The following is a 20,696-nucleotide window of genomic DNA, read 5'->3' on the forward strand; positions in this document are numbered from 1 at the left end:
CAGGGCCGCGAGCCCGTCGACGTCATGCTGCAGCGCCTGGACCCGGACGTTCCGGTGCCCGCGTACGCACATCCCGGGGATGCCGGCTGCGACCTCGTCACCACCGAGGCCGCCGAGTTGGCGCCCGGCGAACGCACGCTGCTGCCCACGGGGATCTCCATCGCGCTGCCCGAGGGGTACGCCGCGTTCGTGCACCCCCGCTCGGGGCTGGCAGCCCGCTGTGGCATCTCGTTGCTCAATGCACCCGGAACCGTGGATGCCGGGTACCGTGGGGAGATCAAGGTGATCGTGGCCAATCTTGATCCGCGCGAGACCGTGCGGTTCGAGCGTCTCGACCGCATTGCCCAACTCATCGTCCAGCAGGTGGAGAAGGTGCGTTTCCACGAGGTGGCGGAGTTGCCGGGCTCGGCGCGGGCCGCAGGGGGATTCGGCTCCACAGGCGGTCACAGCCAGGCCGCCGCACATCAGAATGACTACGTTCCGGTCGGAGCCGACCGGCATTCCGACCTGAGAGGACAGTGACGTGTTCGGACGTCGTCGCAAGAAGAGCGAAGAGCCTGAGACGGGCACCGCGGACGACTTCGGCTCGCACGAGCAGGAGGCCGGCGAACCCGGCTCCGCCGACGCGGTCACGGACGCCGACGCGACGCGCGTGAAGCTGCCGCCGGCGCCCCGGCCCGACGGTCCCTGGGACGTGAGCGAGGTCACCGACCCCGGCAGCGGCCGCGTCAACCTCGGCGGCATGTACGTGCCCGGTGTCGAGGGCATGGAGCTGCGGGTCGAGGTCGCGGGCGAGTCGATCGTCGCCGCCACGCTCGTCGTCCAGGACAGCGCCCTCCAGCTCCAGGCGTTCGCCGCCCCGAAGCGCGAGGGCCTGTGGGACGAGGTACGCGAGGAGATCGCGACCGGCATCACCAAGCAGGGCGGAGTGATCGACGAGGTCGAGGGCCCGCTCGGCTGGGAGCTGCGGGCCCAGGTGCCGGTGCAGCTCCCGGACGGTACGAACGGCGTGCAGGTCGTGCGCTTCGTCGGCGTCGACGGCCCGCGCTGGTTCCTGCGGGGTGTGATCTCCGGGCAGGGCGCGGTGCAGCCGCAGACCGGCGGTCTGCTGGAGCAGGTCTTCCGGGACACCGTCATCGTGCGGGGCGAGGCCCCGATGGCGCCGCGCGATCCGATCGTCCTCAAGCTGCCCGAGGACGCGCAGATGGTGCCGGACGGCGTGCAGCAGGAGACCGTCGAGGAGGGTTCGCGCTTCGCGGGCGGACTCGACAAGCTCCAGCGCGGCCCGGAGATCACCGAGGTGCGCTGACCCCCCTGCGCCGACCCCGCGGCCGTACCCGTACGGGCCGCGATCACCTGCCACGAGCCGCCGTGTGCGCCCGCCGGAAGCGGGCCGCCGGCGGCTCGTCGCGTACGGACGGCGGCCTGCGTCGGGGGTGAGACCGCACCGGTACGCTGGGCAGCATGAGTGGCGCCACCCGGGCAGAGAAGGAACAGCGGGGCGGAGCCGGGCGCTTCAAGCGGTTCCTGGAGCGGCTGTCCTCCTCCGAGGAGGAGCTGCACTCACAGGAGTTGCAGCAGGAGGCCGAAAGCACCGGCTGCACGCGCATCGCGTCCTGCGGCGACCGCCAGATCGCGCGTGTGACAGGTACGCTGCGCACCGTCACCCTGCGCCCGCGGGCGGGGGTGCCGACGCTGGAGGCGGAGTTGTTCGACGGTTCCGCCGCTCTGGACGTGGTCTGGCTGGGGCGCCGCGCCATCGCGGGCATCGAGCCCGGCCGCGGTCTGGTCGCGTGGGGGCGGATCGCGATGAACCACGGCCGTCCCGTCATGTTCAACCCGAAGTACGAGTTGCGACCCCTCGGACAGGAGTAGCGGGTGACCCCCCTCGACAAGCCGACCGCCGGCGGAACCGGAGCACAGACCGGTACGGACCCGGAGACCGGGAACGCGAGCCAGGCCGACGGCGCGGCCGCTCCCCGCGAGGTCACGGAAGCCGCCCTCTTCGAGGCCTTCGGCGGACTGCGCGGGCTGGTGGAGACGACCCTTCCCGGCCTGGTCTTCATCTCCTGGTACACGTTCAACAAGGACATCCACGCCGCGGCGCTGACGGCCCTGGGGATCTCCGCCGTCCTCGGCGTCGCGCGGCTGGTGCTCCGTGACACCGTCAAGCACGCCTTCAGCGGCGTCTTCGGTGTGGCCTTCGGCGTGCTCTTCGCGATGATGACCGGCAACGCCAAGGACTTCTATCTGCCCGGGATGTTCTACACGCTCGGGCTCGCCGTCGCCTACCTCGTGACGGCGGCGGCCGGCGTGCCCCTGCTGGGCCTCGTACTCGGGCCGGTCTTCAAGGAGAACCTCTCCTGGCGCAAGCGGAACCCGGGCCGCAAGAAGGCGTACACGAAGGCCAGTTACGCCTGGGGGCTCATCCTGCTCGGCAAGTCCGCCGTGCTCTTCCCGCTGTATCTGTGGGGGGACACCACGCGGTTCGGGTGGGTCACGGTCGCGCTGAAGATCCCGCCGTTCCTGCTGGCGGTCTATCTGACGTGGATCTTCCTGGCGAAGGCTCCCGCGCCCATCAACGTCATCGCGGAGATGGAGGCGGAGGAGCGCGCCGAGGAGGAGCGCGGGAAGCGGGCCGACGCGGACGAGGCGCAGCGGAAGACGCTCGACGGTATCGGCGACCGCCTCGCGGACGACGCGGCACGGGAGTTGGTGACCGAGTCGGAACGGTTCGACGGCGAGCAGGAGGCGAAGGGCACGGGCGGACGGCACCGCCGCTGACGGAACCGTCCTCCGTCCCGTCCGTACGCGAGACCGTACGGACGGGAGCGGAACGGCGAACGGCTCGTATGCCGGCGTACGGCACCGCACTTCGCGCCGTACGCCCCGCGCTTCGCGGTAAACCGGGTAAGTCGCCGCGGCGCGCGGTGAGTTCAGCCCCGTACCGAGAGCAGGTCCTCCAACTGGGCCTCGCGCGCGGGCGCGGCCACGAACAGCAGCTCGTCGCCCACCTCCAGGGCGTCGTCCCGGTCCGGTACGAGCACGCGGTTGCCGCGGATGATGGTGACCAGGGCGGTGTCCTCGGGCCAGGTGACGTCGCCCACGCGCGTACCGGCCAGCGCCGCCTCCGGCGGAAGCGTCAGCTCCACCAGGTTCGCGTCGCCCTGCGAGAAGCGCAGCAGCCGCACCAGGTCGCCGACGCTGACGGCCTCCTCGACGAGCGCGGACATCAGACGCGGCGTCGAGACGGCGACGTCCACGCCCCATGACTCGTTGAACAGCCATTCGTTCTTGGGGTTGTTGACGCGGGAGACGACCCGCGGCACCGCGTACTCCGTCTTGGCGAGCAGCGACACCACGAGGTTGACCTTGTCGTCGCCGGTGGCCGCGATCACCACGTTGCAGCGCTCCAGCGCCGCCTCGTCGAGCGAGGTGATCTCGCACGCGTCGGCCAGCAGCCACTCCGCCTGCGGCACGCGCTCGACCGAGATCGCCGTCGGCGCCTTGTCGATGAGCAGCACCTCGTGCCCGTTCTCCAGCAGCTCGCCCGCGATCGAGCGGCCCACTGCGCCCGCGCCCGCAATCGCTACCCTCATCGGCCGAGTCCCTTGTTCGCTGTGCGTACGCCGGTCACGAGCGGCCCTCCTCGGGCCCGTTCGAGAAGACGGCCTCCACCTGGTCGATCTGGTCGCAGCGCATCATCACATGCACCAGATCGCCTTCCTGGAGCACCGTCCGGGAGGTCGGGAGCATGGCCTCGCCCACCCTCGTCAGGAAGGCGACGCGTACTCCGGCCTCCTCCTGGAGTCTGCTCACCCGGTGTCCCACCCAGGCCGTCGAGGCGTGGACCTCGGCGAGCTGCACGCCGCCGCTCGGGTCCCGCCACAGCGGTTCCGCGCCCGAGGGCAGCAGCCGGCGCAGCATCTGGTCGGCGGTCCAGCGGACGGTGGCCACCGTCGGGATGCCCAGGCGCTGGTAGACCTCGGCCCGCTTGGGGTCGTAGATGCGTGCCGCGACGTGCTCGATGCCGAACATCTCGCGGGCCACACGTGCGGCGATGATGTTCGAGTTGTCGCCGCTGCTGACCGCGGCGAACGCCCCGGCCTCCTCGATCCCGGCCTCGCGCAGGGTGTCCTGGTCGAAGCCGACGCCGGAGACCCGGCGCCCCCCGAAGCCCGATCCCAGACGCCGGAAGGCCGTCGGGTCCTGGTCCACCACCGCGACGGTGTGGCCCTGCTGCTCCAGCGCCTGCGCCAGCTCGGCGCCGACCCGGCCGCAGCCCATGATCACTACATGCACGCCCGTCCCTCTCGTCACATCCAGCGGGCCGTCTCAGGATCGCACGGCTGACCGCATACGATCCTCCCCGTGCCAAGGATGACCCATCTGCCCAAGCGACTTCTCCTCGGGCGTGCGCTGCGCAGCGACCGTCTCGGCGAAACGCTGCTACCCAAGCGCATCGCGCTGCCGGTGTTCGCCTCCGACCCGCTCTCCTCGGTCGCGTACGCGCCGGGGGAGGTCCTCCTGGTCCTGTCCATCGCGGGGGTCTCCGCCTACCACTTCAGCCCGTGGATCGCGGCGGCCGTCGTGGTGCTGCTGTTCACCGTCGTCGCCTCCTACCGGCAGAACGTCCGCGCGTACCCCTCCGGAGGCGGCGACTACGAGGTCGCCACCACCAACCTCGGGGCGCGCGCCGGGCTGACCGTCGCCAGCGCGCTGCTCGTCGACTACGTGCTGACCGTCGCCGTCTCGATCGCCTCGGGCGTGGAGAACCTGGGCTCCGCCGTCCCCTTCATCGCCGAGCACAAGACCCTCGCCGCCGTTCTGACCATCGTGCTGCTGACGTTGATGAATCTGCGCGGCGTACGGGAGTCGGGCAAGCTCTTCGCCATCCCCACGTACTGCTTCGTGACCGGCGTCTGCGCGATGATCCTCTGGGGCGTCATACGCGGGGCCGTGCTGGGCCAGGACATGCGCGCGCCCACCGCCGGCTACGAGATCCAGACCGAACACAGCGGCGGACTGGCCGGGTTCGCCCTCGCGTTCCTGCTGCTGCGGGCCTTCTCCTCGGGCTGTGCCGCCCTCACCGGCGTCGAGGCGATCAGCAACGGTGTGCCCGCCTTCCGCAAGCCCAAGTCGCGCAACGCCGCCAACACCCTGGCAATGATGGGTCTGATCGCGGCCGTGATGTTCTGCGGCGTCATCGTGCTCGCGCTCGCGACCGATGTGAAGATGGCCGAGAACCCGGCGACCGACCTGATCATCAACGGCCATCCCGCGGGCGGCGGTTACCAGCAGAACCCGGTCATCTCCCAGGTGGCCGCCGCCGTCTTCGGTGAGGGAACGTTCCCCTTCGTCTTCCTCGCCGCCGCCACCGCGCTCGTGCTCTTCCTCGCCGCCAACACCGCGTACAACGGCTTCCCGCTGCTCGGCTCGATCCTGGCCCAGGACCGTTATCTGCCACGGCAGTTGCACACCCGCGGCGACCGTCTCGCCTTCTCCAACGGCATCGTGCTGCTCGCGGGCGCCGCCGCCATACTCGTCGTGATCTACGACGCCGACTCCACGCGGCTCATCCAGCTCTACATCGTCGGCGTCTTCGTCTCCTTCACGCTCAGCCAGACCGGCATGGTCCGCCACTGGAACCGGCTGCTCGCCGAGGAGCGGGACCCGGCCGCGCGCGTACGCATGCACCGCTCCCGCGCGATCAACGCCTTCGGGGCCTTCTGCACCGGGCTCGTCCTCGTCGTCGTCCTCATCACCAAGTTCTCGCACGGCGCGTGGGTCTCGCTGCTGGGCATGCTGCTCTTCTACGGGGTGATGACGGGGATCCGCCGCCATTACGACCTGGTGGCCGAGGAGTTGGCCGCGGACGACCCGGACGAGAAGCGCGTACGCCCCTCCCGCGTGCACTCCATCGTGCTCGTCTCCAAGACGCACAAGCCGACGATGCGCGCGCTCGCCTACGCCCGGCTGATGCGCTCGGACACCCTGGAGGCGCTGACCATCAGCGTGGACGCGGAGGAGACCGCGCAGTTGCGCAGGGAGTGGGAGGAGAGCGGCATGGACGTGCCGCTGAAGATCCTCGACTCGCCCTACCGCGAGATCACGCGCCCCGTCATCGAGTACGTCAAGCGGCTGCGCAAGGAGAACCCGCGGGACGTCGTCAGCGTCTTCATCCCCGAGTACGTCGTCGGGCGCTGGTACGAGCAACTCCTGCACAACCAGAGCGCGTTGCGCCTGAAGGGGCGGCTGCTCTACACACCGGGCGTCATGGTGACCTCGGTGCCCTGGCAGCTCGAATCCTCCGAACTCGCGCGGAAGCGGGCGCGCAGGTGTGCCGAGTGGAGCGCCCCGGGGTCCGTACGCCGGGGGCCGGCGGTCCGACCGGGTGCGGGGCGGACGCGGACCGACCGCGGTGCGGGGAACGGGGGCTCGCGGGAGGGCGGCGGTCCGGGCGGCGAGGGGACGTAGCGGACGGCGGGAACTACGGCGGCACGGGAGTCCGTGGCCGTACGGGATCACTCAGCGGTGCGCGATCACTTGACGGTTCGGGAGCATGCTGCGAAGGCAAGTAGACTGAACGGCTGCCTCTCGCACCCTTGATCGTCCCCCTTTCTGCTCGTACGTCTGCTGCTTGTTCCTCGTCTCCGTTTCTCGTCTCCTTCCTCATCTTCCGCATCTTCCGCTCGTCGTTCTTCTCTCGGTCTCTCTCGCTTCTCGCTTTCTCCCGCTCGTATCTCTGGAGCTCATCCGCCATGCCCCACGCCACCCAGCAGGACCCCATCGTTCCGTCGCTCGTGGGGGAGGAGTACGAGGTCGAGATCGGCTCGGTCGCGCACGGCGGGCACTGTGTGGCCCGTACCGAGGAGGGGCGGGTGCTCTTCGTACGGCACACGCTCCCCGGCGAGCGCGTCGTCGCCCGCGTGACCGAGGGCCATGAGGACTCGCGCTTCCTGCGCGCGGACGCCGTACGGGTACTGACCCCGGCGAAGGACCGCATCCCCGCGCCCTGCCCCTTCTCCGGGCCGGGCCGCTGCGGCGGCTGCGACTGGCAGCACGCCAAGCCGGGGGCGCAGCGCCGCCTGAAGGGCGAGGTCCTGACCGAACAGCTCTGGCGGCTGGCCGAGTTGACCCCGGAGGACGTCTCCTGGGACGGCACCGTCGAGCCGGCGCCCGGCGACAAGCTGCCGGCGGGGGAGGTGCCCGCGTGGCGTACGCGTGTGCAGTTCGCCGTCGACGACGAGGGACGCGCCGGGCTGCGCCGGCACCGCTCGCACGAGGTCGAGCCCGTCGACCACTGCCTCATCGCCGCCCCCGGCGTGGAGGAACTGGGCGTCGAGCAGCGCGAATGGCCGCAGATGGCGGGCGTCGAGGCGACGGCCGCCACCGGCTCCCAGGATCGGCAGGTGGTCCTCACCCCGAAGCCGGGCGGCAGACTCCCGATCGTCGAACTGGACCGTCCCGTCTCGGTGTTGCGTGTGGGGGAGCGCGGCGCCGACAAGGGCAATCTGCATCGCGTACACGGCCGCGACTTCGTCCGCGAGCGCGCCGACGGCCGTACGTGGCGCGTCGGGGCGGGCGGCTTCTGGCAGGTGCACCCGAAGGCGGCGGAACTGCTCGTGGACGCGCTGATGCGCGGACTCACCCCGCGCAAGGGCGAGATGGCGCTCGATCTGTACTGCGGCGTGGGGCTCTTCGCGGGGGCGCTGGCCGACCGGATCGGCGAACGCGGAGCGGTGCTGGGCATCGAGTCGTCCAAGCGCGCCGTGGAGGACGCCCGGCACAACCTCGCGGACTTCCCCCGTGTACGGATCGAACAGGGCAAGGTCGAATCCGTCCTGCCGCGCACGGGCATCACGGAGGCGGACCTCGTCGTCCTCGACCCACCGCGCGCGGGCGCGGGCAAGCAGACGGTACGCCACATCGCGGACCTGGGACCGCGCCGCATCGGCTACGTGGCATGCGATCCGGCGGCGCTGGCACGGGACTTGGGCTACTTCCGCGAGGCGGGCTACGCGCCGCGCTTCCTGCGGGCGTTCGATCTCTTTCCGATGACGCACCACTTGGAGTGCGTGGCGATCCTGGAGCCGGTGAAGAAGGACGCCTGAACTGCGCCGTCGCCGATGTGCGGTACGTGCGTTACGTGCGTTGCGGGCGCTCAGGACGGACCGGCAACGACCGTTGGACGCGGCGGTGTTGATCAGTCCCGCTGTCGTCTTCCGACGCGTCGCAGAGACCGCAGCCTGCGGATGACCGTACGCAGCCGGGCACGAACGGCCTTGGCGAGGCGGGTGCGACGCCGTCCCTTGCGTCCCCCGTGCTCGGCCGGCGCCCTGCGAAGCTCGCGAACCTCTCGTTCCAGCTCGTCGATGCGCCACTTCAGCGTCCTGCGCTGCCGGTCGTGGCGTTCGGTCTCATCGAGCAGCGCTCCCGCAGCCGTCGCCCATGTTCCGGGGGACGTGTACGGGTCCACCGGTGTCAGACACTCGCCCAGAGTGATCGGCTGGCCGTCCTTCATGCTGGGAACGAGAGCGTCCCACCATGCTTCGTGGTCGGCGATGCGCGTCTCCCGCACGGATGTCATGTGGGCTCGCACGCCACGGTCGTCGTCGAGCAGTTCGCGGGCCGCGCGGAGCACCAGGCCCGACCGCCAGCTCGCCAGGTCGAGGACATAGTCCTCCAGCCCCACGTTGGCGGACGCACCGCGCATGCGCACCGAGGAGTACATGGTCGGTGCGAGGGAGACGACCGGTGTGGCCGTACGAGCGGCGAAGATCGCCGGGTGGTAGCGCGTTCCGACTACGAGCGCCGCGTCCTGTGTCAGCGCGGCGACCTCACGGGCCGTGAGCATCGAAGTCGGCTGCACCCGGTCGTCGCGCGCAAGGGCGGCGATCGTCTCGTTCGATACCTGGTCGCGTACGAGACGGTCCTCCTGGAACGTCCCGGCGTGGGGTACGAGAAGAACCTTCGCCCGGTAGAGGTCGGCGAGTTCCACGAGCGTCTTCGCGGCCAGCCGGTAGTAGCCGTCCTTGGTGATGCTCGGGGTCGACGGATTCTCCGCGAAGCTCGCCACGATGTACGGCTCGTCCTGGTAGCGGGCGACCGAGGCGCGGTCCTCGGCCCGCGGAAGCAGGCCGAACGCGTCGTCCATGGTGGACGCGGCACGCCCCTCTCCGGCGCCGAAGGCGTGCGCCGATGCGAGGGTGTGGCGCTCTCGGGCACCGATACCGACGGCCGGCCCGAGCAGCGAGCGCAGGTAGGGCTCGTCCTGTTGACGGATCAGCGGGCCGATCGTCTGGCTCGTGAGCGCGAACGGCTTGCCGAGGACCGCGGCCACCGCGGCCAGTGACGCCCGCTCGAAAATGTGCTGCGGAAAGAAGGAGTTGAGGTTGCCTCCGCCGGCCACCAGCACCGCGTCGGACGCGCGTACCGCCTCGATCACGGCGATCGCCGGGTCGTCGTCCGGCAGCGTACGACGGCCGGAGCGGGCGGCGTCGACCACTGCTTCGTAACGGGCGGCGTTGTGGCTGCGGTCCGGCGTTCCGCGGAAGCCGATGCGGGCGATCGACGGCACACCGTAACGCGCGCTCGCGCAGTCCGGGTGGCCGCCGACGAGCGTGACATCGGTGACCCCGCGGGCCTGAAGACTGTCGAGAGCCACCTCGGTCATCGCCTCGTCGCCGAGGTGATAGAGATCCCGCCAGCCGATGTCGCCGATGAGAAGAACCCGCATCACTACCCGCCTGCCTGCCTACCCGCCTATGGACATCCCTTCGCAAGGACTCTTTCTGGCCACCTTTACTTACGCGTGGTGAACATATGAAGGAGAACTGAACAGTGAAGATCCCTTGAACGGAGCGCAGCGGTGAACCCACCACGGGCCGCTCTCGTGGTGAACGTGACGGCACGGTGACAAGGCCGGACGACGGGCACGCGTCAGAGGCCGGCGAAGCCGTTGCGTCGGAGAGCGCTCAAGTCCCTTCTGGGGGCTTCGTGTTGGCGTGGGCGGCGGAGACGTTGGACGTCGAATCGCGGTCTGCTGTCTCCATGAGGTGTGCGCTGGTTGCGGTCGTCGGCAGAAGCCGACTTCGCTGTGCGAACCACAGCTCCTTGCGGGGCCGGTGAACGCACCACGAACGCCCGGGAACGGTGTCGTTCGAGCCTGATCAGCGGCGACTCCTGTGCTTGGCTGGGCTGTTGCAAGCTCCCGGCGCTCGCCGCGTAAGCCGCTTCACCGACACGGAGGCAGACCTTGCCCACCTTTGTTGTGTTCGACCTGGAGTTCACCACCTGGCGGGGTGCGCTCGAGAACGACTGGGCGGCACCGGGACAGCTTCGGGAGATCGTGCAGATCGGTGCGCTGCGGATCAGCGAGGACCACACCGTCGTCGACGCGTACGAAGCGCTGGTTCGGCCCGTGGTGCATCCGGAGCTGTCGCCGTACTTCACCGACCTCACCGGCATCCGCCAGGAAGAGGTGGACCGGGACGGACTTCCTCCGGCCGAAGCGTTCGGCGGTTTCCTGACGTTCTGCCACGGCCAGACCGTGCTCTCCTACGGCAACGACATGGTGGTTCTCGGAGAGAACACGGGCTGGGCACGAGCGCGCGGCGAAGAGATCACCCCCGGTTTTCTGGGCGCCGCCTTCCTGAATCTCCGTCCCTGGGTGAACACCGTCGCGCCGGTGACGGAGTCCGCGAACGTGGGGCGCCTGTGGAAAGTGCTCGGCCTGCCCAAGCCCGTTGCCGGAGAAGAGCATTCGGCGCTCTTCGACTGCTATTCCTTCGCCGCCGCCATCAGGCATCTGTGCAGTACGGGAGCCACCCTGCCCGAAGGGTGCCTGTAGAACGGGACGGCGGTCCGCACCGGTGCGCAGGGGCAGTGCGCCGGGTTACGTGGCCCGGCGCCCGACGACCGGGGCACCGTCGCAGGCAGCGGTGGTGCGCAGGCCGGCGAGGACGATCGCGCTCACTTTGCGCGCGTCGGCTCGGGTGAAGGTGCGGGCGCCGCGGCTGACGAAGAGCTGGACGGGTCCGGCGAGCATCGCCCCGAGCAAGGAGAGGTCGGTCGCGGGCAGTTCGCCGCGCTCGACCGCGGTCTGCAGGCGGTCTCGCAGGGTTGCCAGCCGCCGGTCGAACACCTCGTCGACGACGGCCCGCAGTTCGGGGTTCTCCCGGGCCGAGGTCACCACGTTCAGCAGCGCCCGGCCTTGCGGGCTTGCCGTGGCGGCGGCGAGGGCTTCGAGGAAGCCGACGAGGTCGGCGTCGACGTCGCCCGAGTCGTACACGGGTGCGGCGTCGGTGCCGAACGTGGCGAGCGCATCGGCGATCAGCGTGGTGCGGTCGGGCCAATTGCGGTAGACGCTGGTCTTGTTGACCCCGGCTAGCTCGGCGACCTGGTCGTAGCGCAAGCCGCCGATCCCGTCGCGGGCGATCAGCTCGGCGGCGGCCTCGAGGATCCCGCGCCGCACTCGGGCGGTGCGCCCGCCCGGGCGGCGGGCGGGTTCTCGCGCGGGTCGGTCGTCGGCCACGGACGGCAGCCTACAGCGGCTGCGCCGCGCGCAGCCGGGCGTTGCGGGCCTCGATGCCCTCCCACGTGGCGGGGAGCACGAGGTCGGCCCCGGTGGACGCGAACTCCTGTGCCGCGTCCGCGTGGGGGCGCCGGCGCTGCTCGTAGGCGCGGAAGGCCGCCTCGAAGTCGTCGCCGTGGCGCCCTAGTTCCTCGGTGAGTGTCCACGCTCCGAGCAGGGCCAGCGAGGTGCCGCGCCCGGCCATCGAGGTCGCGCAGTGCGCGGCGTCCCCGATCAGCACGGTCCGCCCCCGGTGCCAGGCCGGCATGCGGATCTGGGCGATCGCGTCGAAGTAGAGCTCGGGGTCGTTCTGGGCGGCCTCGACCAGTTCGGGGACCTTCCAGTCCTCGATGCCGGCGAAGGCCTCGGCCAGGATGCGCTTCTGCGCGTCCAGGTCGCGGTGGTCGTAGTCGATCGGTTCGGATCGGAACTCGAAGAGCGCCAGAGCCCTGTCGCGGTAGCGGGCCACTCCGGCCATGCGCCCCGGCAGGTTGAAGACCTCCGTTGTGCGGTTGCCGGGGGTCGCCTGGCCGGGTGCATCGCCGATCGCGACGTACATCCCGAGGTGCTCGGTGAACTCCTGCTCCGGGCCGAACACCAGGCGCCGCACTCCGGAGTGGATCCCGTCGGCGCCCACGACGATGTCGTAGGCGGCCTCGCGGCCGGAGGCGAAGGCGACCGCGACCCGGTCCCCGTCGTCCGCCATCGTCGCGATGAACTCCTCGAAGCGCAGGTCGACTTGCTCGGGCAGGGCCTCGCGCAGGATGTTCATCAAGTCTTCGCGGGGGATCTCGATGTCGTCGGGGGACTCATCGATCTCCTGGCGAAGCAGGGGCGCGACGGGCACGCCGTACCGGTCGACGAACTTCGTCTGCTCGGTCATCGTGATCCGCTGTTCGTCGACCGCGTCGAGGATGCCCATGCCGCGCGCGGTCTCGACGGCCGCGCCGCGTACGTCGACGGGCGAGCCGTTGACGCGCAGATGGTTCGCCCGCTCGACGATCTCGACCTCGTGCCCGGCACGTGCCAGGTCGATGCCGGCGCTCAATCCCGCCGCCCCTGCCCCGCTGACCAGGATCCGCATGGTTGCTCCTTCGTTCGCCCCGGCGATCTCGCGAGCCACTATAGCAACGATCTGTTGCTTTTAGTTGCCGGGCCGCCCGGATCGTTCCGCCGGCGAGCGGCCGGTCACCGTTGCGGTCCTTCGCCGACCGGACCGGACCGACCCCGAGACCGTGCGAAGACCCGGCCCGCGCCTCCTCGTTGAGGAAGCACCCGGCCCGCAGCTCCGCCCCGTCGCCCGTCACCCCGTGGACGGCTCCGCCTCGTGCAGCGCCAGTACGGTCGCCGCCCCGGCGAGCGCCAGCCCGCAGGCCACGAGCAGCGCGCGGTCCGTGCCGGCGGCGAGTGCGCGCAACGACTCGGCGCCGTGGCCGGCGGTGCTGACGGCGACGGTGAGGGCGACGCCTGCGGCCGAACCGATGTAGCGGGCGGTGTTGTTGGCGCCCGAGCCCATGGCGGCCCGCTCGGCCGGGACGCTCTCCACGGCGACGCGTGGCAGCGCCGCGTTGAGCAGCCCGCTTCCGGTGCCGGCCACGAACAACCCCGGCAGGAGCCGTACCCACGAACCGGCGCCCGCGCCTCCGAGCAGCGCCACGGTGCCGAGCGCGGAGAGCAGGAAGCCGGCGGCCAGTTGGCGCCGGGCGGTCAGCAGGCGTACGAGGCGTCGTGACAGCACCGCGGTCACCAGGGCCGTACCGGACCACAGCGCGAACAGCCATGCGGTGGCGGACGGGGAGAGGCCGATCGTCCGCTGGAGCAGGGTCGGTACGTAGCTGAACAGCCCGATCACGGCGAACCCGGTGAACAGCGCGCCGCCCGTGGCCGTCAGAAAGTCGCGCCGGCGGAAGAGCGCGAGATCGATCATCGGTGCCCTGCTGCGCCGTTCGATCGCGACGAAGACCGCACCGAGCGCGACGGCCGTGAGGAGCAGTGCCGCCACGACGGGACGGAGCCAGCCGTCGCGGCCGACGGTGAGCGCGGAGAAGAGCGCGGACAGTGCCAGTCCGAGCGCGGTCGCGCCCGGCAGATCGGGGCGCCCCGGGCGTGGGTTCCGGGACTCGGGGAGCCCGCGGAGGGCGACGAGCGCGGCAGGCAGGGCGGCCGCCGCCAGTACGAGGTAACAGGCCCGCCAGCTCAGCGTGTTGAGCCCGCTGGAGACGAGGGGACCGGCGGCGATGCCTCCGCTGAGCGCCGCACCCCACAGCGCGGTGGCCCGGACTCGCTCGGCGCCGCCGGGGAAGGCGTGCGCGACGAGCCCGAGGCTTGCGGCGATGACCGCCGCGCCCGTGGCGCCCTGCGCGATACGGGCGAGCGTGAATCCGAGGGTGCCGGTGGCGACCCCGCCGAGCGCCATGGTGACCACGAGTCCGAGCGAGCCGAGAACGAAGACGCGCTTGCGTCCGTGGTCGTCGGCGAGGCTGCCGGCGACGAGCAGCGAGGCGGCCAGACCGAGAGCCATGCCGTTGAGCAGCCACGCGTGGCTGCTCGGCCCGGTGCCCAGAGACGCCGCGGTGTCGGGCAGCACCGTCATGGGGGCGGTGTAGTCCATCAGCACCAGGAAGGTCATGGACGTCGTGACCGCGAGGGTGGTGCGGCGCTGCGCGGTGCCGGACGTCTCGGGAATCGGCGAGGAGGAGGGTTCATTCATTGAACTTACGGTCATGGCGGGGACTTTAGCAGTCAGAGTTCAATGGATGAACCGCTGAATTCAATCACTGAACTCTTTGCTAGGGTGTCCGCATGCCGTTGGGGAAGGACTACGCCGCGCAGAGCTGCTCGCTCGCCCGCACCCTCGAACTTGTCGGCGAGCGCTGGACGTTGCTGATCGTCCGGGACGCCTTCTACGGAGTGCGCCGCTACAACGACTTCCTGGTGCACCTGGCCCTGCCCCGCGCCGTACTCTCCGCCCGGCTGCGCACGCTCACCGAGAACGGGGTCCTGGAGACGGTGCGCTATCAGGCGTCGCCGCCGCGTGACGAGTACCAACTGACCGCCAAGGGCAGAGAGTTGTGGCCCGCGGTCCACGCCCTGGCGGTGTGGGGCGAGCAGCACCACGGCAGCGAGAAGGGCAGCCGCAGGGACTTCCTGCACGCCGGCTGCGGCACGCGGCTCGACCAGGCCGGTCGCTGTCCGGCCTGCGAGACGGGCGTCCCGCCGGAGGACGTCGAGATGCGCCCTGGCCCGGGCGCCGACCGCGCGCCCGCGGACGCGGTGAGCCGCGCCCTGCTGCGGCCCCGCATGCTGCTGGAGCCGCTGCCGCAGCCGTTGAACGCCTGATCCGTTCGGCCTGTGGGCGTACGGCTGCTCGCTCCCCGGTACGCAGACGGAACGGCCGCTGCACTCCCCGGTGCGAGCGTCTCTGCATCTGAACGCAACAGCGTCCGAGCAGAGAGGTTTTGCGAACGATGAAGCAACGAATCGGGAGACGTAAGGCGCGCTGGGCCGCGGTCGTGTGCGCCGGAGTCGTGGCGCTCGGCGGCGGAACGCTCGCGACGACGGCGGACGCGTCGACGACGAAGGTCCCGGGGCATACCCAGTCGTCCCAGCAGGCGGCGAAGCCCAAGCACTGCCGTCTGGTGGTCGGCGACCCGTACAAGTCCGGGAGCCGTCATCTGAAGGCCAACGCGCGCTACTACTGCAAGAAGCGGGCCAACCTCGTCATGCGTATGCATCTGACGGACAAGGCACAGCGCTCCTACCGCGCCGGTCACAGTTGGCGCATGAACCGCACCATCGGCACCGGGAAGGGCAAGGGCTGCACGAAGTACCAACTGCGCGTGAAGGCGGTCGCGTACAAGGACGACGGCGGCTACTACGACCTGGTGGCCACCGGACACAGCCACTGGAAGACGATCTGCGGGTGAAGCAGATCAGCGGGTGAGGTGACCCGCACAGGACGGCGGACAGGGCGCCGTCAACTCCGGTCCCGGGCCGGTCGCTTGAGAGAAGGCGACGGCCCGGGACCGGAGCGTTCGTGTGCGCAGACGGTGCACACCGCCGGGAACGGGAGGCCGGACACGTCGCAGGGCGCGTCGGTGAGGATGCTCTGGTGCAGCCGCCGCAGCGCGCCGCCCGGCGGGGTACCGAGTTCCTCGGCGAAGAGACGGCCGGCCCGTACGTAGGTGTGCAGCGCCTCGGCGGTACGGCCGGTGTGGCGCAGCACCCGCATCTGCAGATGCCACAGCGACTCGCGCAGCCCGAAGTCGGCCAGGAGGCGGTGGAGTTCGGCGGTGAGGCCGGCGCCGCCGCGCAGCAGTCCCGCCTCGACGCGCATTTCGACGGCGTCCAGACGCAGTTCCTGAAGCCGCACGGCTTCGGCCTCGGCGGACGGGGAGGACGCCGCGTCGACGTAGGGCGCGTCGCGCCACAGTGACAGTGCCTCGTCGAGCAGCGGTGCCGCCGCGTCGGCACCGGGGCCGGGGCCGGAGCCTGGGCCGGTGCCCGGGTCGCCGGGGCCCGTTCCCGTACGGGTGAAGATCTCACGGGCGGCGCGCACCAGTTGCTCGAAGCGGTGGGCGTCGATCTCCTGCGGGGCGGCCCGGAGGAGATAGCCGGGGTCGCGGCGCGTCAGGGTGTCGCCGCCGTCCTCCAGCAGGCGGCGCAGTTCCATCACGTACTTGCGGATCAGGCTCCGGTGCGAGTCCGGAACACCGTCTCCCCACAGGCGCGTCGCCAGGACGCCGGCCGGGACGACCTGGCCGCGGCACACCAGCAACTCGGCCAGAACGCCTCGCCGCTTGGGCGCGCCGATTCCCTTCCAGCCCTCGCTCGTACGGACTTCGAGAGGGCCGAGGACGCGGAAACGCATCGGTTGTTCACGTTCCAATCCTGGTTTGTGTTTCGGGCGGTTGTGGAGTGTTCTAGTCGGAGATGAGTTGTCCGGCACGGCGGACCGGCCGCCGGACAACAACGACGTGCAACGCGGGGGGTACGGGGACGGGTGGGACGACCACAGCGTCGGCTGGATCCGGGGGAAGGGCCGCTGGCGGAGTTCGCCGCGGGGCTGCGGGATCTGCGGGATACGACCGGGCCGCTCACATACCGGCAGTTGGCCGCCCGTGCGCACTATTCGGCCACCACGCTGGCCGACGCGGCAGGCGGCGAGCGGCTGCCGTCGCTCGCGGTGACGCTGGCGTATGTGACGGCGTGCGGCGGGGACCGGACGGAGTGGGAGGAGCGCTGGCGCGCGGTCTCGGCTGCGCTCGACGACGGCGGCGACGGCAACTCGGCGTCGGCTGGCGAGGTCCGTAACGGCGAGGTCCCTATTGGCGACGGCGGACAGGGCGACGGAAGCGGCGGCGGACGGGACGGAGGGAGCGGCGGCGCGAAGGCCGGCGCGGAGAGCCGCGGTGGCGCGCCCGCTCCGCTCTGGCGCCGTGCCGCCCTCCCTCTCTCGCTCGTCGCGCTCGCGGTGCTTGCCGTGGCGGGCGGTGTGGCGGGGCTGACGGGGTGGGCGGGGGGGGGCGCCGGGNNNNTGACGGCGTGGCCGGGCAGGGCCGCGGGGCGGCGCGGCCTCCTCCGACTCGGGACGGCAGGCCACCGGTGTGGAACCGCCCGCCGGACACGGGTACTTCGCCGCGGACGACCCGTTCAACCGCCGCAACTCCCGCCGCTTGTCGCCCGATTCGGCGAAACTGACCCGTACGCTGCTCTCCGCCGGCGACCTCCAGGTGGCCGCGGGCACCGCGGGTACGCCCCTTCACCGCGCCACCGCGCACACCCCGACGCATCGCATCAAGGCCCGCCGCCATCTGGAGAACTGGGGCCCGAACCCGTTCTCCGGCGTCGACTACCCCTGGGATCCCTCCTGGAAGGAGCCGTCGGGCCGCGGCGGCTGGAGCATCGTCGTCACGCCCGACGGCAGATCGCTGGAGTGCTGGCGCACGGTCGTACGCCCCGGCGGTGTGCCGAGCTGCGAGTGGGGCGGAGTGTCGGGCACGCGGCGGTCGTCCGTCGCCGAGCAGGGCGCCCCCACGGGCAGCGGGCTGTCCCGGCTGGCCGGGATCATCACGCGTGCGGACTGGGAGCGCGGCCGGATCCGGCATGCGCTGGCGTTCAGCGCCCCGTTCAACGGCCCCCGGCATGTCTATCCCGCCGTGAAGAGCGACGGGAGAGGCCCCGACCGGTGGGCCGAGGGGCAGTTCGTCTGGCTCGACCGGTCGTACGACATCGACGCCGACCGCTCCCTGCGCCCGTACGAGCGCATCGTGGCGCACGCGCTGCAGGACTACGGCGCCTTCGACGTCGGCTATGCGGTCGCGGTCGACTTCACATCGGAGCAGGGGGCCGCGCCGCCGGGAGGCGGCGGCCGGTCTCATCTGAGCCTGCAGGACGTGAAGTTCGCGAAGTATCTCCGCGTGGGCGCGGTGCGGGCCGAGGGGTGAGCTGAGCCGTAGCGGCGGCCCGACGTGAGGTGTGTCCCGGCGGCTGTCCGCGCGGCGTGCGCTGTGGACCCGTCGGCGCCGGAACTCTCCGACGGGCGGCCGGGGTTCACGCCGACGACGTGAGCCTGCGAAGCGACCGGGGACAGAGGCGAGGCGGCAGCGCCGGCCGCGCACCGCTGCGCACCCGTGCCGGGCGTCGCCCAACACCCGCTCACCCGCGCGCTGTTCCGCGTCCGCGATGCCGGAACGACACCGCGGCGGGTCCGCCCCTCGACCGGCCCGGGCCGGGTCAGGAAGCGCCGGGCCGGGACGCGGATGCTGTCACGCCCATTGACTTCCCGAGGCGGCAGGAGTTGGCTACGCGCCAGCATGTTAACGCTAACACCCGCACGTGAGGGGCCAGTCCCATGCATGGACGCCGTCACAGCACCACCTCGAATCCCGCCCTGAACCGCCGGGCTCTCCTCGCGGCCGCCGGTGCCGCCGCCCTCACCGCCGCCTGCGGAACCGCCGAGGGCCGCCCTCCCGGCGAGGTCGCCCTGCACGGCGACAACCCCTCGTGGGACGAACCGATCGCCGCCGCGGGCCGCCGGATGAAGACGCTTGCGGGCATCGAACTGGTCCCGCTGGTCATACCGTCGGTCGAGTCGTTCGAGCAGATCGTCAAGTCCTCGCTGCGCACCAGCAAGACGCCGGACATGCTCAAGTACTGGTCCGGGTACCGGCTTCAGGATCTGGCCCGTACCGGCGGGATCATCGAGATGACCGGCCCGTGGAAGAGGGCCGCCGCACGCGGCTGGGTCGATCCGGAGCTGCGCGGCGCCTTCACCTACCAGGGCCGCGTATGGGCCCTGCCGATGAACCTGACCTACTGGGTCTTCTTCTACAACACCGAGGTCTTCGCGCAGCACGACCTCGAAGCCCCGAAGACCTGGGACGACTTCCTCGCGGTCTGCAAGCGCCTCAAGAGCGCCGGGATCACACCGCTGCACGCCACCACCGACGGCCGCTGGCCGGCCTTCATCTGGTTCATGGAGGTACTCACCCGCCAGGACCCGCGCTTCTACCGGGACTTGATGAACGGGCGGGGCAGCTACAACGACCCGCGTGCGGTGCGCGCCCTGCGCACGATCGTCTCGTTCTTCGACAACGACTGGTTCACGCCCATGGACATGAGCCACGACGACGCTGCCGCCGCCGTGGTGCACGGCACGCTCGGGATGATGCCGGGCGGCACCTTCCTCACGCCCAACCTGCAGGCGGCGGGCGGCAAGCCGGGCGCCGACGTGGACGCGTTCGTCCTGCCCATGGCCGACCCCCGGGCACGGCCCAGCATGATCTTCGAGTCGAGCGCACTGGTGTGCACGAGCAAGGGCCCCGACCGCGCGGAGGCCGTCAAGGCGGCAGACCAGTGGTTGCACCCGCGGGTGTCCGAGGCGTTCACGCACACCCTTCAGGACGGATGCCCCAACCCCCTGGTGAAACCGGCCAATCCGATGGTCGAGGGCATCGCCCGCACCGTGCGGGAGAAGCGGCTGTGGATGCTCAACCGCTTCTGGGAGCAGGGCCCGCCGGAGTTGGTGGAGTCGACCGTCGACGACCTGGCGGGCTTCCTGCTCGACCCGTCCTCCTACCGGCAGGTGCTCAGGACGATGCAGGAACGCGCCGACGAGGCGTGGCGGGTGTGGAGGGAGGCGGAGAAGGTATGAGCGAGACGCTGAGCACCGCGAGGCCGCTGCGCGCCAGGCGGCGCATTCCCACCCGGACGCCGGGGCGGGCCTCCGGCGCCGGGGCGGCACGGGGCAGGCTGGGCAGCCCCGGCAGTTCGCTGCTGTGGGCCGCCCCGGCACTGGCCTTCGTCGGGATCCTGCTGGTCTATCCCTTCTTCCGCAGCGTCTACGGGAGCCTGTTCGCGGACAACGGCTTCACCAGCGAGTTCGTCGGGCTGGACAACTACGTCCGGCTGGCGGAGGACCCCATCCTCGGCCGCTCGCTGATCAACACCGTGATGTGGGTGGCGGGGACGCTGCTGCTTCCCGTGGCCGTCGGGCTGCTGATCGCGGTCGCCACGTACCGAATGCGGCTGGGCAATCTGGCGACGCTGGTGATCGTCCTGCCCTACGCGATCTCCGGGGCCTCGACGGCCGTGGTGTGGAAGTTCATGCTGACCTCGGGCGGCGCCGTCAACCAGGTGCTCGGCGCGGTCGGGCTGGAGTCGCTGGCGCAGCCCTGGCTGCTGGAATGGCCGCAGAACACCCTGTCGTTGATCGTCGCCGGCACCTGGCAGGCGACGGGCATCAACGTGGTGCTCTTCACCATCGGACTGCGCGCCATCCCCCGCGACATCGTCGAGGCCGCGCACCTGGACGGCGTGAGCGGCTGGAGCATGTTCCGGCACATCACGCTGCCGCAACTGCGGGCCATGACGGTGGTGGTCGTCGGCATGGCGATCGTCAACTCGCTGAAGGCGTTCGACCTGATCTGGGTGCTCACACAGGGCGGGCCCTCGCGGTCCTCGGAGACGCTGGCGCTGACGATGTACCGCGAGGCCTTCCGGCTCTTCCACGTCGGCTACGGCTCGGCCGTGGCCCTGGTTCTGTCCGTCATCGTCGTCGCCGCGTCCTGGCTGTATCTGCGCCGCCAGATGCCCGGCGGGACCCGGGACTGAGGAGGCG

The 20,696-nt window shown here is 71.0% G+C and carries 19 protein-coding genes; 12 read left to right on the forward strand and 7 right to left on the reverse strand.

Features of this window, described 5'->3' with window-relative positions; translation table 11 throughout:
• Positions 1-24: 24 nt before the first annotated feature.
• The 4 genes from dut (at position 25) to AN218_RS27325 (ending at position 2,784) form a co-directional block, all read left to right on the forward strand.
• On the forward strand, positions 25-522 hold the full coding sequence (gene dut, locus AN218_RS27310; protein WP_070019808.1) for a dUTP diphosphatase: 498 nt from the start codon (positions 25-27) through the stop codon (positions 520-522).
• 1 nt (position 523) lies between these two features.
• Positions 524-1,309: a DUF3710 domain-containing protein gene (locus tag AN218_RS27315; protein ID WP_070019782.1), complete on the forward strand. Its 786-nt coding sequence runs from the start codon at positions 524-526 to the stop codon at positions 1,307-1,309.
• Between the two features lie 155 nt (positions 1,310-1,464).
• Positions 1,465-1,875 (forward strand): OB-fold nucleic acid binding domain-containing protein, encoded by a 411-nt coding sequence (locus AN218_RS27320; RefSeq protein ID WP_070019783.1) that lies wholly within the window; start codon positions 1,465-1,467, stop codon positions 1,873-1,875.
• A gap of 3 nt (positions 1,876-1,878) precedes the next feature.
• Complete coding sequence (locus AN218_RS27325) at positions 1,879-2,784, forward strand: DUF3159 domain-containing protein (RefSeq protein WP_070019784.1); 906 nt, start codon at positions 1,879-1,881, stop codon at positions 2,782-2,784.
• Between the two features lie 152 nt (positions 2,785-2,936).
• Here the strand turns inward: AN218_RS27325 and AN218_RS27330 are convergent, their stop codons facing one another.
• Positions 2,937-3,599 (reverse strand): potassium channel family protein, encoded by a 663-nt coding sequence (locus tag AN218_RS27330; protein ID WP_079132647.1) that lies wholly within the window; start codon positions 3,597-3,599, stop codon positions 2,937-2,939.
• Between the two features lie 34 nt (positions 3,600-3,633).
• A complete protein-coding gene (locus AN218_RS27335; protein ID WP_070019786.1) occupies positions 3,634-4,302 on the reverse strand; it encodes a potassium channel family protein in 669 nt (222 codons plus the stop codon).
• A 78-nt stretch (positions 4,303-4,380) separates the two neighbouring features.
• Between AN218_RS27335 and AN218_RS27340 the strand changes: the two genes are divergently transcribed.
• Positions 4,381-6,477: an APC family permease gene (locus tag AN218_RS27340; RefSeq protein ID WP_070019787.1), complete on the forward strand. Its 2,097-nt coding sequence runs from the start codon at positions 4,381-4,383 to the stop codon at positions 6,475-6,477.
• Positions 6,478-6,761: 284 nt separating this feature from the next.
• Positions 6,762-8,114 carry a class I SAM-dependent RNA methyltransferase gene (locus AN218_RS27345; protein ID WP_070019788.1) on the forward strand — a complete coding sequence of 451 codons (1,353 nt, stop codon included), beginning with the start codon at positions 6,762-6,764 and terminating at the stop codon, positions 8,112-8,114.
• A gap of 92 nt (positions 8,115-8,206) precedes the next feature.
• Here AN218_RS27345 and AN218_RS27350 read toward each other — a convergent pair whose 3' ends face one another.
• Complete coding sequence (locus AN218_RS27350) at positions 8,207-9,739, reverse strand: polysaccharide pyruvyl transferase family protein (RefSeq protein WP_070019789.1); 1,533 nt, start codon at positions 9,737-9,739, stop codon at positions 8,207-8,209.
• A 519-nt stretch (positions 9,740-10,258) separates the two neighbouring features.
• Between AN218_RS27350 and AN218_RS27355 the strand changes: the two genes are divergently transcribed.
• Complete coding sequence (locus AN218_RS27355) at positions 10,259-10,852, forward strand: 3'-5' exonuclease (protein WP_070019790.1); 594 nt, start codon at positions 10,259-10,261, stop codon at positions 10,850-10,852.
• Between the two features lie 45 nt (positions 10,853-10,897).
• On the opposite strand, the gene AN218_RS27360 is transcribed toward AN218_RS27355, so the two are convergent.
• The 3 genes from AN218_RS27360 to AN218_RS27370 form a co-directional block, all read right to left on the reverse strand.
• Positions 10,898-11,536: a TetR/AcrR family transcriptional regulator gene (locus tag AN218_RS27360; RefSeq protein WP_070019791.1), complete on the reverse strand. Its 639-nt coding sequence runs from the start codon at positions 11,534-11,536 to the stop codon at positions 10,898-10,900.
• 10 nt (positions 11,537-11,546) lie between these two features.
• On the reverse strand, positions 11,547-12,659 hold the full coding sequence (locus AN218_RS27365; protein WP_070019792.1) for an FAD-dependent monooxygenase: 1,113 nt from the start codon (positions 12,657-12,659) through the stop codon (positions 11,547-11,549).
• 219 nt (positions 12,660-12,878) lie between these two features.
• Positions 12,879-14,285 carry an MFS transporter gene (locus tag AN218_RS27370; RefSeq protein WP_070019793.1) on the reverse strand — a complete coding sequence of 469 codons (1,407 nt, stop codon included), beginning with the start codon at positions 14,283-14,285 and terminating at the stop codon, positions 12,879-12,881.
• Between the two features lie 92 nt (positions 14,286-14,377).
• On the opposite strand from AN218_RS27370, the gene AN218_RS27375 reads away from it, so the two are divergent.
• The gene (locus AN218_RS27375; RefSeq protein ID WP_070019794.1) at positions 14,378-14,914 is read left to right on the forward strand and encodes a winged helix-turn-helix transcriptional regulator; all 537 of its coding nucleotides are present in this window, start codon (positions 14,378-14,380) and stop codon (positions 14,912-14,914) included.
• 128 nt (positions 14,915-15,042) lie between these two features.
• Positions 15,043-15,501 (forward strand): hypothetical protein, encoded by a 459-nt coding sequence (locus AN218_RS27380; RefSeq protein ID WP_141747708.1) that lies wholly within the window; start codon positions 15,043-15,045, stop codon positions 15,499-15,501.
• Positions 15,502-15,551: 50 nt separating this feature from the next.
• Here the strand turns inward: AN218_RS27380 and AN218_RS27385 are convergent, their stop codons facing one another.
• The gene (locus tag AN218_RS27385; RefSeq protein ID WP_141747709.1) at positions 15,552-16,463 is read right to left on the reverse strand and encodes an AfsR/SARP family transcriptional regulator; all 912 of its coding nucleotides are present in this window, start codon (positions 16,461-16,463) and stop codon (positions 15,552-15,554) included.
• A gap of 718 nt (positions 16,464-17,181) precedes the next feature.
• Between AN218_RS27385 and AN218_RS27390 the strand changes: the two genes are divergently transcribed.
• The 3 genes from AN218_RS27390 to AN218_RS27400 all read left to right on the forward strand — a co-directional run bounded on the left by AN218_RS27390 (position 17,182) and on the right by AN218_RS27400 (position 20,689).
• A complete protein-coding gene (locus AN218_RS27390; RefSeq protein WP_070019797.1) occupies positions 17,182-18,021 on the forward strand; it encodes a hypothetical protein in 840 nt (279 codons plus the stop codon).
• A gap of 407 nt (positions 18,022-18,428) precedes the next feature.
• The gene (locus AN218_RS27395) at positions 18,429-19,730 is read left to right on the forward strand and encodes an ABC transporter substrate-binding protein (RefSeq protein WP_070019798.1); all 1,302 of its coding nucleotides are present in this window, start codon (positions 18,429-18,431) and stop codon (positions 19,728-19,730) included.
• Positions 19,727-20,689 (forward strand): carbohydrate ABC transporter permease, encoded by a 963-nt coding sequence (locus AN218_RS27400; protein ID WP_070019799.1) that lies wholly within the window; start codon positions 19,727-19,729, stop codon positions 20,687-20,689. The genes AN218_RS27395 and AN218_RS27400 overlap by 4 nt, the downstream gene beginning before the upstream one ends.
• Positions 20,690-20,696: the final 7 nt, after the last annotated feature.

The sequence above is a fragment of the Streptomyces nanshensis genome, from assembly GCF_001751255.1.
Classification (GTDB): domain Bacteria; phylum Actinomycetota; class Actinomycetes; order Streptomycetales; family Streptomycetaceae; genus Streptomyces; species Streptomyces nanshensis_A.